The 13,885-nt window shown below is 48.0% G+C and carries 13 protein-coding genes; 9 read left to right on the top strand and 4 right to left on the bottom strand.

The window, feature by feature from the left end; all coding sequences use genetic code 11:
* The first annotated feature begins 90 nt into the window (after positions 1–90).
* From wecB to OL444_RS14595, 7 genes are all read left to right on the top strand, one after another.
* Positions 91–1,209, top strand: a complete 1,119-nt coding sequence (gene wecB / locus OL444_RS14565; RefSeq protein WP_264732272.1) for a non-hydrolyzing UDP-N-acetylglucosamine 2-epimerase — start codon at positions 91–93, stop codon at positions 1,207–1,209.
* Positions 1,206–3,101, top strand: coding sequence for a heparinase II/III family protein (locus tag OL444_RS14570; protein ID WP_264732270.1), 1,896 nt, complete (start codon positions 1,206–1,208; stop codon positions 3,099–3,101). Before wecB ends, OL444_RS14570 begins: the two co-directional genes overlap by 4 nt.
* Before the next feature lie 6 nt (positions 3,102–3,107).
* Positions 3,108–4,385: a glycosyltransferase family 4 protein gene (locus tag OL444_RS14575; RefSeq protein WP_264732268.1), complete on the top strand. Its 1,278-nt coding sequence runs from the start codon at positions 3,108–3,110 to the stop codon at positions 4,383–4,385.
* Positions 4,360–4,968, top strand: a complete 609-nt coding sequence (locus OL444_RS14580; protein ID WP_264732267.1) for a sugar transferase — start codon at positions 4,360–4,362, stop codon at positions 4,966–4,968. Before OL444_RS14575 ends, OL444_RS14580 begins: the two co-directional genes overlap by 26 nt.
* A 7-nt stretch (positions 4,969–4,975) precedes the next feature.
* Positions 4,976–5,575: an acetyltransferase gene (locus tag OL444_RS14585; protein WP_264732265.1), complete on the top strand. Its 600-nt coding sequence runs from the start codon at positions 4,976–4,978 to the stop codon at positions 5,573–5,575.
* 11 nt (positions 5,576–5,586) lie between these two features.
* A complete protein-coding gene (locus tag OL444_RS14590) occupies positions 5,587–6,717 on the top strand; it encodes a DegT/DnrJ/EryC1/StrS family aminotransferase (protein WP_264732263.1) in 1,131 nt (376 codons plus the stop codon).
* Between the two features lie 337 nt (positions 6,718–7,054).
* Entirely contained in the window at positions 7,055–8,644 is a 1,590-nt protein-coding gene (locus OL444_RS14595) for a T9SS type B sorting domain-containing protein (protein ID WP_264732261.1), read from the top strand.
* Here the strand turns inward: OL444_RS14595 and OL444_RS14600 are convergent, their stop codons facing one another.
* Together OL444_RS14600 and msrC are read right to left on the bottom strand one after the other, a co-directional pair.
* Positions 8,645–9,385, bottom strand: coding sequence for a tyrosine-protein phosphatase (locus OL444_RS14600; protein ID WP_264732259.1), 741 nt, complete (start codon positions 9,383–9,385; stop codon positions 8,645–8,647).
* Between the two features lie 42 nt (positions 9,386–9,427).
* Entirely contained in the window at positions 9,428–9,901 is a 474-nt protein-coding gene (msrC, locus tag OL444_RS14605; RefSeq protein ID WP_264732257.1) for a free L-methionine (R)-S-oxide reductase MsrC, read from the bottom strand.
* Positions 9,902–10,232: 331 nt separating this feature from the next.
* Here msrC and idi point away from each other — a divergent pair, with 331 nt between their 5' ends.
* Positions 10,233–10,769 (top strand): isopentenyl-diphosphate Delta-isomerase, encoded by a 537-nt coding sequence (gene idi / locus OL444_RS14610; protein WP_264732255.1) that lies wholly within the window; start codon positions 10,233–10,235, stop codon positions 10,767–10,769.
* Positions 10,770–10,989: 220 nt separating this feature from the next.
* Complete coding sequence (locus OL444_RS14615) at positions 10,990–11,964, top strand: terpene synthase family protein (protein WP_264732253.1); 975 nt, start codon at positions 10,990–10,992, stop codon at positions 11,962–11,964.
* 62 nt (positions 11,965–12,026) lie between these two features.
* Here OL444_RS14615 and OL444_RS14620 read toward each other — a convergent pair whose 3' ends face one another.
* Both OL444_RS14620 and OL444_RS14625 read right to left on the bottom strand, forming a co-directional pair.
* Positions 12,027–13,070, bottom strand: a complete 1,044-nt coding sequence (locus OL444_RS14620; protein WP_264732251.1) for a hypothetical protein — start codon at positions 13,068–13,070, stop codon at positions 12,027–12,029.
* A 2-nt stretch (positions 13,071–13,072) separates the two neighbouring features.
* Positions 13,073–13,783 carry a TMEM175 family protein gene (locus OL444_RS14625; RefSeq protein ID WP_264732249.1) on the bottom strand — a complete coding sequence of 237 codons (711 nt, stop codon included), beginning with the start codon at positions 13,781–13,783 and terminating at the stop codon, positions 13,073–13,075.
* Positions 13,784–13,885: the final 102 nt, after the last annotated feature.

Below are 13,885 nucleotides of genomic sequence, written 5' to 3' on the forward strand. Positions count from 1 at the left end.
CGTATATAGTACCCCGTTATTATAAACGAAAGGAACGAAAGCCCATATCACCGGAAATAGTAAAAGTTAAACGATATAAACCATATCAACATGAAGATAACCATCATAGCGGGTGCCAGACCCAACTTTATGAAAATAGCCCCGATCATTGCTGCCATACAGGACAAGCAACAACAGGGATATGCCATCCGTTACCGTCTGGTACATACCGGTCAGCATTACGATAAAAATATGAGTGGCTCTTTCTTTGAACAGCTGGGTATACCGGAACCAGACGCAAATCTGGAATCTGGTGGTGGCTCACAGGCAGAGCAAACAGCCAATATCATGGTGCGTTTTGAAAAAGAACTGATAGAACACCCCTGCGACCTGCTGCTGGTAGTAGGAGATGTGACTTCCACCCTGGCTTGCTCGGTGGTAGCGAAGAAATTAAAAATCAAAGTAGCGCATGTGGAAGCGGGTATCCGCTCCGGAGATATTACCATGCCGGAAGAAATCAACCGGTTGGTAACGGATGCCATCACCGACTATTTTTTTATTACCACTACATACGCCGGAGAACACCTGGTAAGAGAAGGGAAAAGTGCCGCACAGATTCATTTTGTAGGCAACACCATGATAGACACCTTGCTGAAGCAACGCAGCCGTTTTACGCCGCCACCGATATGGCAGGAGGCAGGCCTGCAGCCGCAGCAATACCTGGTGATGACCTTACACAGGCCCGCCAATGTAGACGAAGAAGATAACCTGGCCCTGCTGATCAATGAAATCATGCAGAACAGTCACGGTCTGCCGGTCATCTTCCCCGTACATCCCCGTACCGCTAAAAACCTGGAGAAGATCGCCGTTAAACATCCGCAGTTGTTCCTGGTAGAACCATTGGGATACCTGGAGTTCAACTACCTCGTAGAACAGGCGAAAGCTGTGATTACCGACTCCGGTGGCATCACGGAAGAAACCACGGTGATGGGCGTGCCCTGCATGACACTGCGGGATTCTACCGAAAGACCGGAAACCTGCACCGTAGGTACCAATGAGCTGCTGGGTATTGATCCCCGTGCGCTGGCGCCGGCGATGAAAAAGCTGTTTGCCGGCGAATGGAAAAAAGGAGGCATTCCGCCATTATGGGATGGTAAAACTTCTCAGCGAATCGTAGACAAACTGATCGAAATATTTGCAGTCAAGCAACAATCTGTACCGGTTTTATGAGTAGTCTGAATACAATGATGAAAGGTATCAAAGTGGCCCGGAATATGGGATGGCGCTATATGGCATTCCGTTCGGTACACGAACTGAATAAACGCACGGGACGCCTGAAAAAACGTTTCCCCCAGGCGCCGCCTTTTCAGCGATACCTTTCTTTGAGAACCTGGAAAGAACAGCCTGCGCGCTTTTTCTTTCAGCGAAAAGAAGATATCACCGTGCCCCGTCACCCGTCGGACGCACTGGCTGCCCGTTTTAACCAGATCAAGGCAGGACAGCTGTCTTTCTTTAACGGCGCTACTTTTTCGGTAGGGAAAGAAAATAACTGGATGAAGAATCCGGATACCGGTTTCGAATACGAAGGAAAACGGCACTGGACAGAAATCAATGACTATTCGCGGGAGGCCGGCGATATTAAATTTGTGTGGGAAAAAGCCCGTTTCGCTTACCTGTATGATATCATCCGTTACGATTATCATTTTAAGGAAGACTGTGCAGAGATGGTATTTGCAGATATCCTGTCCTGGATCAAAGCCAATGCTGTGAACTGCGGTCCGCATTATAAATGTAGTCAGGAGATAAGTCTGCGGGTACTGAACTGGACATTTGCGCTGTATTACTACCGCGATTCCCCGGTGCTCACCGAAGACGTTTTTGATCATATCCAGTATGCTATTTACTGGCAGCTGCACCATGTGTATCACAATATCAATTTCTCGCGTATCGCTGTCCGGAATAACCACGCGATTACGGAAACACTGGCCCTGTATTTAGGGGGCCTGCTGTATCCGTCGCTGCCGGATGCCGCTACCTGGAAAGCCGCCGGAAAGCGTTGGTTTGAACAGGAAATCAATTATCAGGTGTATGAAGATGGCACCTTTTTACAGTTTTCCATGAACTACCACCGGGTAGTTATACAACTGCTGACCTGGGCATTGCGGCTGGCTTCCCTGAACAACGAAACCTTTGTGCCTGGCGTGAAGGAAAAGGCAGCGAAGTCGCTGCGCTTCCTGCGTGTATGCATGAACGATAGTAACGGTTGGTTGCCTAACTATGGCGCCAATGATGGGGCCTTGTTTTTCCGGCTGAGTGATCAGCATTACCGCGATTACCGCCCGCAGTTGCAGGCGCTGGCGGTGTTGCTGGACATGGAGGCAGAATTTCCGGAGACCTACGAAGATGTATACTGGTACGGTAAAAAACAAACCGCTACCCTGGCGCCCGTGCTGGAAAAAGGGAAATCATTATATGAGTTTCCCGCAGGTGGTTACTATGTTTGCCGGGAGCCGGATACCCTCACCTTCCTGCGTTGCGGCAGTCACCACGACCGGCCTTCCCAGGCAGATAACCTGCACCTGGATGTTTGGTACAAAGGAGAAAATGTGCTGATGGATGCCGGCAGCTATAAATACAATACCGATGAACAAACCCTGCGTTACTTCATGGGTACGGCCTCGCACAACACCGTGATGCTGGAAGACTACGACCAGATGGAGAAAGGTCCGCGGTTTATCTGGTACAACTGGACCATGTCCTCACGGGCAAAGCTATACGAAACGGCAGATGAAATTATCTGGGAAGGTACGATCAGCGCCTTTCAGCATGTAGCGCCGGATATTACGCACTACCGGCAGGTAAGAAAAAAGAAAGGCGAGCCGGTATGGGTTGTCCGGGATTACCTGCAGCATAAACCTTTTGGCAGAATGATACAGCAACGCTGGCATACCTGCGTACCGGAAAAGTTCCGCTGGAAAACAGTAGACCGGGAAGGAATATTACTGCACGCACAAAAGCAACATGGTATGTATTCTTCCCTGTATGGGGTGAAGGAAGTACAGGAAGAAATCATTTTTACAACAACAGCAGATAGCATTACAACAGAGATCAGTTTAATTTAAGCAGTCATGAAGATTTTATTGATTCATCAATATTTTTTGGAAGAAGATGATCCGGGAGGTTCCAGATGGAACGAAATAACCCGGTCCTGGACCGACCAGGGCGCAGACGTTACGGTGCTGGCAGGCATGATGCATGCCAATGGCGCCGAAAAGCGGGCCGAGTATAAAGGCAAACATTTTGTGAAAAAACAACAGGGCCAGGTGAACGTATGGCGCTGTCACGTGTCCGAGTCGTATAACAAAAACTTTATGGGCCGGCTGTGGGGGTATTTTTCCTTTATGTTTTCCTCTTTATGGGCGGGCCTCACCAAAGTGAAAGGTTCATTTGATGTGGTGATTGTCACCTCGCCGCCTTTATTCGTGGGCTTTTCGGGGTACCTGTTGTCGCGTTTCAAAAGAATGCCGCTGGTATTTGAAGTACGCGACCTGTGGCCGGAATCTGCCATTGATACCGGCGTGCTGAAAAATAAACTGATTATCAAACTGGCCTACTGGTTTGAAAACTTCATTTATAAAAAAGCAGCCCTGATCAATGTACTCACACCGGCTTTCTATAACACCCTGAAAGAAAAGAAAAAGGTGCCGGAAGAAAAACTCATCTTCATTCCGAATGCGGCTGATTTTTCTTTATCGGATCACCTGCTGCAGTCTTTCAATAGAGAAGCTTTCCGCCGGGAACATGACCTGGAAGGACGTTTTGTCATTACGTATGTAGGTGCACACGGCGTAGCCAATCACCTGGAGCAGGTTATCGACGCCGGCAAAGCGCTGGAAGATACGAGGGTGCTGTTTCTGCTGATAGGTCAGGGAATGGAAAAGCCCCGGTTGCAACAGCTGGTGGCTTCCCGTAATATCCGGAATGTGCGTTTCCTGGATGCGGTGCCGAAACAGGATGTTTTTAAATATATTTTAGCTTCCGACATGGGGGCTTCTGTATTAAAGCGCGTCGATACATTTAAAACGGTTTACTCCAATAAAACCTTCGACTATATGGCTTGCAAAACGCCTATATTGATGGCGATAGATGGGGTGTCCCGTGAGCTGGTAGAAACTGCCGAAGCCGGCTGTTATGTGGAACCCGAGAATATAGCGGAATACAACCGGATTATCCGTGAATACCTGCAGGACGAAACCCGCCTGCAACGGGAAGGCGAAAATGGTTTCCGGTATGCCAAAGCCAATTTCGACCGGCAGGTACTGGCAGTACGGTACCTGAATTTTATCAGACAAAAGATTACCAAAGAAATCCCGATTAACAATGCAGTGGTACAGGAACATATTTAAACCCGTAATAGATGCCGGCGTAGCCCTGGTAGCATTATTGCTGTTTTCACCGGTAATGGTGCTGCTGACGTTGTTGCTGCTGATTGCCAACAATGGAAAGGCGTTTTTTCTGCAACCACGTCCGGGTAAAGATGACCGCGTTTTCCGGGTCATTAAATTTAAAACCATGAACGACCGGCGCGACAGCAACGGGGAGTTTTTGCCAGACGATGTCCGGTTAACCCCGGTGGGAAAATTTATCCGGAAAACATCCCTGGATGAATTACCCCAGCTGATCAATGTGCTGAAAGGAGATATGAGCCTGATTGGTCCCCGCCCGTTACTGGTAGATTACCTGCCATTGTACGATGCCATACAGCAACGGCGGCATGAAGTTAGGCCAGGCATCACTGGCTGGGCGCAGGTGAATGGCCGCAATGCCATCAGCTGGAAACAGAAATTTGAACTGGATGTATGGTATGTAGATCATATCAGCCTGGGACTGGACCTGAAAATTATAGGGATGACCCTGCAGAAAGTGATCCGTTCGGAAGGTATCAGTTCAGCTACCACAGCTACCATGGAACGTTTCTTAGGTAATTAAAAAAGATATGATGTATTTGTACGGCGCAAGCGGACATGCAAAAGTTATTATCGAAATCCTGGTATCACAGGGGATCACCGTCAAGGGATTGTTTGATGATGATACCAGCAAACAACGCCTGTGGCAATATCCGGTTACCGTATTGCCCGCTGATTTTAACAGCGGGACCGACGAAGTGATTATTGCCATTGGCAGCAATGCGATCCGCAAAAAGCTGGCAGAAAAAGCAGCGGCCCGTTTCGGGCTGGCGGTGCATACCCGGGCTACCGTATCGCCCACCGCAACACTGGATGGCGGTACCGTGGTGATGGCCGGCGCCACCATCAATGCAGACGCGGTGATAGGCCGGCATTGTATTATCAATACCAATGCTTCGGTGGATCACGACTGTGTATTGGGAGATTATGTACACATTTCTCCGCATGCAACGCTTTGCGGCGACGTAAAAATAGGAGAGGGAACACAAATCGGCGCCGGCGCCGTTGTGATACCTGGTATTACCATTGGTCGCTGGGCTGTTATTGGCGCCGGCGCTGTGGTGATACGGGATATACCCGATCAGGTTACCGTGGTGGGAAATCCTGCCCGCATCTTAAAAAATATTTAAATTATACTGTAATGAGTACTAAGATATGGTTATCATCTCCTCACATGGGACAGGGAGAATTAGGATTTGTAAAAGATGTTTTTGATTCTAACTGGATTGCACCTTTAGGGCCGCATGTAGATGGATTTGAGCAGGACCTGTCTGATTTTACCGGTAGCAAACATGTGGCGGTATTGTCGTCCGGTACGGCGGCATTACACCTGGCACTGATTCTGGCAGGCGTAGATAAAGGAGATGAGGTAATTTGTCAGAGTATGACCTTTTCCGCCTCCGCCAATCCGATTGCCTACCTGGGCGGGGTGCCGGTGTTTGTAGACAGCGAAGCAGATACCTGGAACATGGATCCTGCGCTGCTGGAAAAAGCCATTAAAGACCGGCTGGCAGCCGGAAAAAAGCCTAAGGCTATTATTCCGGTTCATTTGTATGGTATGCCGGCTAAAATGAAGGAAATACTGGCGATTGCACAGGAATACGATATTCCTGTGATTGAAGATGCGGCAGAAGCCCTGGGATCAACGTATGACGGAAAAGCTTGTGGCACTTTCGGAAAGTATGGCATCCTGAGTTTTAACGGTAATAAAATCATTACCACCAGCGGGGGCGGCGCATTAATCAGCGATGACGAAGCGGCGGTACAGAAAACCCGTTTCCTGGCCACCCAGGCCCGCGACCCGGCGCCGCACTACCAGCATAGCCACATCGGATATAATTACCGGATGAGCAATGTATGTGCTGCTATCGGCCGTGGGCAGATGCAGGTATTGAACGATCGCGTAGCCCAGCGGAGAGCTAATTTCAACTTCTATGTGGAAGAACTGGCGGGATTACCCGGACTGACTTTTGTAAAAGAGTTACCAGGTAGTTTCAGCAACCGGTGGCTGACCACTGTATTGATCGACCCGGAAAAAAGTGGCGGCGTCACCAGAGAATCGGTACGTCTCACTTTGGAAAAAGATAATATCGAATCAAGACCGTTGTGGAAACCCATGCATCAGCAGCCAGTATTTGAACAGGCCCCTGCCTATCTGAACGGGGTGTCTGAAAAACTGTTTGCAGATGGTCTTTGTTTACCCAGCGGTTCCAACCTGCAGCAGGAGCAGCTGATATTGATTGCGGAGAAAATAAAAGCCTGCTGGAAATAAAATAACCGGCCGTCACGTTGTTGTAAAACAATAGGACGGTCGGTGTCTTACCATTCCTGTGATACCTGTGAAGAATCATATTCCCTTACCTGCCGGATGTGAAGCAGTATAGTCGTGAGATGAATGTTATGAGCTTAATTGTAGGTGACTTAAATATATAAGTAGAATTTTTTTTAGACGGATGACTATCTTTTGCCCTAAGTCAATAGGACAGGTATGTCCTGTATATGTCTGTTATTGATAGACAGGCCGGGATAGCCATGCGTTTATACGTCGGATTTGTAGCGATGTTATTATCTGTGAAACCTTTTGCTTAACCGGCAAATACATGCTATCCATGAAAAAAATACAGTGGATGTTAATTGGTATTGGATGTTGGCGTCATTGTTTGTTGTGTGAACGAATTTCTTTTTATCTGAGAGGGGTGTTTGTACTCGTGATGGTCAGCAGCAATGTTCTTTTTGCACAGGATATTCCCGTGCAGAATCCCTCCCTGGAAGGGGTACCGGGACAGGGGAAAGTACCGCCTCCCTGGCGGGCGAAAAATACACCGGATATTCAACCGGGCGTATTGCAGATTACCCAGCCGCCCTCCGATGGAACCACCTATATCGGCTTACACAGCGGCCCAACCTGGCCGGAAGCGATTGCCCAGGAAGCCGCACTGGTGAAAGGAAAAATGTATACCATCTCCTTTGATCTGGCGTATGCGCCTTCCTATGCTTTTAAGGCCTGTTACGGTAACCTGGCCCTATATGGCGGTAACCGGGCTACAGATACGATCCAGCGGTTTTGGACCTCCGGTATTTTCTATCATACCGAATGGAAAAGATATACCGCCGTTTTTAAAGCCGCTGCCGACTATGATTATATTTCTTTTTGGGCAGATGCAGCAGCGCCCTGCGATCAAAGTATTTATGGTTCTGCCTTGCTGATGGATAATCTGTCGGCCACTATCCGGGAAATGCCGCAGGTAACGCTAACGGCTACGTCTACCTGTAAAGGAGAAAGTAAAGGCGCCGTTACCGCCACCGTGAAAGGAGTGGCAGTTGCCTGTACTTATCTGTGGAGCCCGGGCGGACAAACCACCCCCAGTATCAGCGGGTTGGCGGCGGGTACCTATACGTTGACGGTCACCCACCCCAATGGAACTACCGCCACGGCTACCGCTACGGTGAAACCCATGGAAGTGAAAAGTGAAGTGACAACGATCCCTTCGCCCTGTTACGGCGACAACGAAAACCAGATTCTCCTGACCACTACGGGTGGCACGCCGCCTTATCGTTATTATTTTGATGGCTCCACACACAGTACCTATACCCCTGCCTTTAAAAAGCTACATCCGGGTTATTATGATGTATTGGTAAAGGACGAGGCAGAATGTAAGGAGCAGCTCAATGATATAAAGGTAACAGAGCCGGCACTCCTGCGTATTGCTTCGGCAAAAACACATGATATCAGCTGTAGTGATACCCGTGATGGCAGTATTGCCCTGCAGGTTTCCGGTGGTACCCGGCCGTATGCCTATCAGCTGGAAGGTACCAACTGGCAGTCAGATAGTGTGTGGGCACAGCTGGAGCAGGGAAAATATTATTACCGGGTAAAGGATAAAAATAATTGTGAGGTAAGCGGTTCCAGTGAAATCATCCGGAATGAGAGAGTATGTGCCGTATATATTCCCAATGCTTTCAGTCCGAATGGCGATGGATTGAATGATGTATTCCGGGCTAAAATCAATGACGACATCCGGGACTATAAAATGATGGTATACAGCCGGTGGGGCCGGCCGGTTTTTCAAAGCCAGGATCCGGCAGCCGGATGGGATGGCAGGGATCTGCCAACGGGTACCTATATGTGGGTGGTTACCTATATCGACAGTAAACAACAGGCCCGCCGTCAGCAGGGAACTATTCTGTTGATCCGGTAACTACAGGCTGTTATTTTTAAAAGGATATTTCTCCAGGAGCTGCCGTAATTTTTTATCCTGGCCGATGCCGGTAATGGCGCGCAGGTGTTTTTCGTGATGCAGATCTGTGCCTGTCAGATCTGCCAGGCCAGCCTGCAGGAGCTGCTGTGCGGCCTGTTGCACGTGTTTGCCGTAATACCCCGTCAGCGACAGCAGGTTGACCTGTAACAGGCAGCCAATATTTTTTAATTGCTGATAATACTCCATATTCCCGTGGTAGTAAGGATACCGTTCGGGATGGGCCATGACCGGCTGATAGCCGGCTGCCTGCAAATCAAACAACCATTGATGCAGTTGTGGTGGCGGCGCCATAAAAGAGATTTCCACCAATACCAGGTTACCCGTAAGGGTGAGCAGGGGTTGGGCCATCAGGGGCGCAAACTGTTCGTCCAGGTAATATTCTGCCGCAAAGTGAAAAGGGATGTTATTCCCTTTGGCCTGCAGGGCTGCTGCTACTTCCGCAAAAGGCGCCCGGATGGTGTCCGCTGAATTCGGATAGCGGTCCATCATGGCATGTGGAGTGGTAATGATCTTGTTGATCCCCATTGCCTGTAATTGCTCAATGAAATGTACGGCGGTTGCGGTTTCCTGTACCCCGTCGTCTATACCGGGTACCAGGTGGGAATGGATATCCGTTCCCATAAAAGCCAGTAACTGTGCCGGCAATTCAGTAGCAGATGTACGTCTACGGAAAAAAAACATACAGGTATCTCGAATAAATAATGGTATAAAAAAGATCCCTGGTTAAATGTTAATCAGGGCGACAATCTCTTCCAGATATTTTTTATCGGTTTCATCGAAGTGGGCGAGGTGCTCACTGTCTACGTCCAGCACTGCTTGTACTATGCCGTTGCGGATCAGCGGTACCACAATTTCAGATTGGGAAAGGCTGCTGCAGGCAATGTGTCCCGGAAAGGCCGCTACATCCGGTACAATCAGGGTAGTAGCCTGCTCCCAGCTGGTGCCGCAAACGCCTTTGCCTTTACGGATACGGGTACACGCTACGGGTCCCTGGAAAGGACCGAGTACCAGCTCTGATGCTTTTACCACGTAAAACCCTACCCAGAACCAGTTAAACTGCTCTTTTAATGCTGCAGCCACATTCGCCAGATTAGCTACCAGATCCGGTTCTCCTTCCAGCAGTCCTTTAATCTGCGGAATCAGGGAAGTATATTGTGCGGTTTTATCGCCTTGTGCAATTTGTAAGTCTTCTGCCATAAAATATTGGTAACAGGATTAAAATAATAAAGTGCCTGTTATTTTTCCGTGTTACCGGAACTGTAAAAATAGCTCAAAAACAATTAAGACGATACATTCACCGGGTGCTTTATACACCAACGGGTAGTAATAGTACTGGTTTTTTGTTAAAAGGAATCTATATAATTTAAATTAAACTTTCGTCGTTATTATGTATATTAGTAATGTAGCCATTAAGACATAACCGGATCACCACTTAATTAATCAGTTTTGCTGTATGCTGACGGAATATTTTATTTTTCGTCCTGATTTCCGTCGGCCTGAAATTTAATTAAAATACCTTTGTCACACTATGAAACCTGAAGTGATTTTAGTAAACGAATTGGATGAAGCAGTAGGTGCTATGGAGAAGATGGAAGCCCATCTCAAGGGCATATTACACCGGGCATTTTCGGTATTCATTGTGAATGATGCCGGGGAGATGTTATTGCAGCAACGGGCGCTGGATAAATACCATTCCGGTGGCCTGTGGACAAATGCCTGCTGTAGTCATCCTTCACCGGGAGAAACAACAGTAGCGGCTGCTCACAGACGGTTGCAGGAAGAAATGGGATTTGATTGTGAGCTTCGGGAAATCTTTTCTTTTACCTACAAGACCGTATTTGATAACGGACTTACGGAACATGAGTATGACCACGTATTTTTAGGTACTTATAATAGCGCTATAATCCCCGACAGGACAGAAGTACACGACTATCGCTATATACCCGCCGGTCTGATACCGGATTTGATTGCAAAAGACCCAACCCGCTTTACCAGCTGGTTTCAGCGTGCATTACCGATGGTGTTACCCTATCTGCGTACAAAGTCCGATACATCGGAAGTATAGTTTTATCGCAATGAAGTACGTTGTGTATGGCTGGATGATTATTACTGTTACCCGGAAGCTGTTTTAATGTTTAAACTACTATTGACACCTGCTTAGCTGCTTCGTCCGGCAGGCTTTCTGCGTGCCTGCATAAAGATGTTTTACCGGTATTCCCCGGTAACACCCGTGTTATTTATTATCAGAATAGTTAACTCTTGAACCCTCAAAATCCTCAAAGACCATGACAAAGATCCAATTTCCACGGATTAAGTATCCGTTTTCCTCCAGCGTTAATCAACATGTATTGGAAGCGCAAGAACACATCACAACGTGGGCTAAATCGTTTGATCTGTTGCAATCGGAAAAAGCCATCAACCGGTTCAACAAATCCAAATTTGCCTGGCTGGCTGCCAGGGCTTTCCCGGATGCGGCTTTACACGAGTTGTGCCTGATTGCTGATTTCAATACCTGGTTGTTTATATTGGATGATCAATGCGATGAAGCGGAGACCGGTAAAAAAACGGCTTATTTAAAGAGTATTATGGCAGGATTGATGGACATCCTGTACTCGAACAAAAAAGTAACCCTGGCAGATGGAGGCCCGTTGCCGGCCGCGCTGAGCTGTATCTGGGAACGGATGCGCGCCCTGGGTTCTCCTGCCTGGCGGCTTAGGTTTGTCCGCAGTATGGATGATTATTTTACTTCCTGCCTGTGGGAGGCCGAAAACAGGGAAGCCGGCGTAGTACCTTCCGTTACCGACTATGTAAAGATGCGTCCTTTCACCGGGGCATTATTTGCCGACGTGGTGGCCATCGATATCATAGAGAAAATTTATCTGCCGGAAGAATTACTGGAGCATGCCTTGTTGAAGCGAATGATATTGGCCTGCAACAATATCGTTTGCTGGTCCAACGACCTGTTTTCCTGTGATAAGGAAAGTATACAGGGCGATGTACACAACCTGGTGCTGGTATTGCAACATGCGCACCAATACACCCTGCAGGAGGCCGTAGAAGAAGCCGTACGTATGCACAACGAAGAACTGGCCATTTTCCTGACCCTGGAAAAACTGTTGCCATTAACCGGTAGCGAAACCGACTATGAATTACTGCGTTATGTAGCGGTATTACGCTCCTGGATCTCGGGTAACTTTGACTGGAGTCTGAAAGACACCAAACGTTATGGTGCCATGATGAAAGAAGAAGCCGCGGTGTGATGCCCTCACCGGATATGTTTGCTGCAGCAGATCTTTTTCGGAAGATCTGCTGCCTGCAATGATCAACGGGGAGCTTCCGCTTTCCGTTTCAATCTTTTCTCCAGCCATTTGCCTGTCCACCAGAATGACAGTGCCAGGATACCGAAGAAAAGGCCTTTATTGGTATGATCCCACAGGTATTCAAAGTAACGGGTATAGAGGTCCAGCAACAGGAAGATGACGCCCAGATCGCGAAGCAGATTGTCTTTAAGCCGAAGACCCAGCAGGAGGGTAGCGGCACATTGGGCTGTGAAGATAACTACCCACAGCAGCAGGTGTACCTGCCGGAGATCCTGCCATTCCTGCCACGTACCACAATTACCGAAAATAGAAATCAACCACCCCGCTATCATAAAAAGCAGCCAGCCGCCACTCCAGGTAATTTCTTTTACCGGTGTATAGACCCGCGTACGCCGCATAATAGCTGCAGCCGCAATCAGCAACAGTGCCAGCAGCGCCATACGGCAGGGCAGGTTCATACCCAGGAACCAGGGGCCGTTTTGGGTGAGATAATAAGTGAGTTTTACATAAGCCGGGATGAGACAAAGCAACATACTCACCCATAGTAGCCTGGAATGCAGGCGGATACCCAAAGCGGCATAAATGCCGCCGGCCAGCAACCAGAATGCACCATAGTTGCCGTTCAGGTAAGCAACACTTTTACCCAGGTAGACTACGCTAACGCCTATACTAAGTACGGGCAGCAGCCAGAATAATTCACGGTTCAGCGAATAGAGCGCCTGGTGCCGGCTTCTGCGCCATCCCTGGTAGCATAGTAACGTACTGATCCCTGCAAAGATGATGGCAATAATACCATCGGTAAGAGATAGCTTTTTGCGGATCACTTCAATCCATTTTTCATCCAGTACCAGCGATCCAAACGCCATCAGGGCACAGGAGATAGCGGCAATAAAGATGTAAAAGGAAATGGTTTGCCAGTCGGTACTGCGAACGGTAACACGTTGGTGCATGGCAGTAGCCTGCTCCTCGGTGATGAGTTTTTCCTGTTGCCAGGTATGAATGGCACTGCGCAGCAAGGCTGCTTCCCGCTTATCTACTTCCAGCATGTCTAATTATTTTTATCACCCTTGTGTACCAGGCGAAGGGTATTGCGCTTTTTGATTTTGATACGAAAATGGTTGAATAAAGCCAGTACAGGAATAATGAAGTAGCTGATCCGCTGGTACATCAGGTTTTCAGGAAACATAAAATACACCATGGCAATCACCGTAAATCCGGTGGCCATAGTCAGAAAATTATACTTGTAACGTTGGTACAGCAACTCTTTTTCTGTTGCATGTCCCGGAATCGTCAGGTTCGGATTCCGTTGAAAAATATAATAGGAAAGTAAAAACAGGGTAGCCATACAACCCGCCAGGTTACACAGGTAAATGAACAGGGGCAGCATGAAATGTACGGACACCTCCATCATGGCAGAAGCAGAAAAAGGGAAGGCCACAATAAAAAACAGAAAAAGCAGATTACGGATAATCAATCCTTCGTTGTAATTTTGGAGAAAGCGGCACAGTTGTAAATGCCGTACCCAGAAATTACCGATAAACATAAAACTGGCTGCAAAGGCAATAAATTCTCCTATCAGTGGTTTAAAAATCTCCCCGTAATTGGCAACCGGCGTATTGGCTGGGATATGAGGCAGTTTAATTTCAATGATCAGTAAGGTAATGGCGATCGCAAATACCGCATCGCTGAATAATATGAGTCGTTCCAGTTCAAATTCCCTGTGAGCGGGTTTGGATTCCTTGATAACAGACATTGACATAATAGATACCGATAGCTTTTGCAGCAAGATACAAAATAGCTGTCAGCATTTGGTGATAAGCTATTCACAGCTTTCCAGAACCTTTTGCCGGAACTTTTGTTA

Source organism: Chitinophaga nivalis (genome assembly GCF_025989125.1).
Classification (GTDB): Bacteria; Bacteroidota; Bacteroidia; order Chitinophagales; family Chitinophagaceae; genus Chitinophaga; species Chitinophaga nivalis.

What these genes read in the sequence shown, in the direction of transcription:
- wecB (WP_264732272.1), top strand. Translation starts at nt 91, where the DNA reads ATGAAGATAACCATCATAGCGGGTGCCAGACCCAACTTTATGAAAATA.
- OL444_RS14570 (WP_264732270.1), top strand. Translation starts at nt 1,206, where the DNA reads ATGAGTAGTCTGAATACAATGATGAAAGGTATCAAAGTGGCCCGGAAT.
- OL444_RS14575 (WP_264732268.1), top strand. Translation starts at nt 3,108, where the DNA reads ATGAAGATTTTATTGATTCATCAATATTTTTTGGAAGAAGATGATCCG.
- OL444_RS14580 (WP_264732267.1), top strand. Translation starts at nt 4,360, where the DNA reads ATGCAGTGGTACAGGAACATATTTAAACCCGTAATAGATGCCGGCGTA.
- OL444_RS14585 (WP_264732265.1), top strand. Translation starts at nt 4,976, where the DNA reads ATGATGTATTTGTACGGCGCAAGCGGACATGCAAAAGTTATTATCGAA.
- OL444_RS14590 (WP_264732263.1), top strand. Translation starts at nt 5,587, where the DNA reads ATGAGTACTAAGATATGGTTATCATCTCCTCACATGGGACAGGGAGAA.
- OL444_RS14595 (WP_264732261.1), top strand. Translation starts at nt 7,055, where the DNA reads ATGAAAAAAATACAGTGGATGTTAATTGGTATTGGATGTTGGCGTCAT.
- OL444_RS14600 (WP_264732259.1), bottom strand. Translation starts at nt 9,385, where the DNA reads ATGTTTTTTTTCCGTAGACGTACATCTGCTACTGAATTGCCGGCACAG.
- msrC (WP_264732257.1), bottom strand. Translation starts at nt 9,901, where the DNA reads ATGGCAGAAGACTTACAAATTGCACAAGGCGATAAAACCGCACAATAT.
- idi (WP_264732255.1), top strand. Translation starts at nt 10,233, where the DNA reads ATGAAACCTGAAGTGATTTTAGTAAACGAATTGGATGAAGCAGTAGGT.
- OL444_RS14615 (WP_264732253.1), top strand. Translation starts at nt 10,990, where the DNA reads ATGACAAAGATCCAATTTCCACGGATTAAGTATCCGTTTTCCTCCAGC.
- OL444_RS14620 (WP_264732251.1), bottom strand. Translation starts at nt 13,070, where the DNA reads ATGCTGGAAGTAGATAAGCGGGAAGCAGCCTTGCTGCGCAGTGCCATT.
- OL444_RS14625 (WP_264732249.1), bottom strand. Translation starts at nt 13,783, where the DNA reads ATGTCAATGTCTGTTATCAAGGAATCCAAACCCGCTCACAGGGAATTT.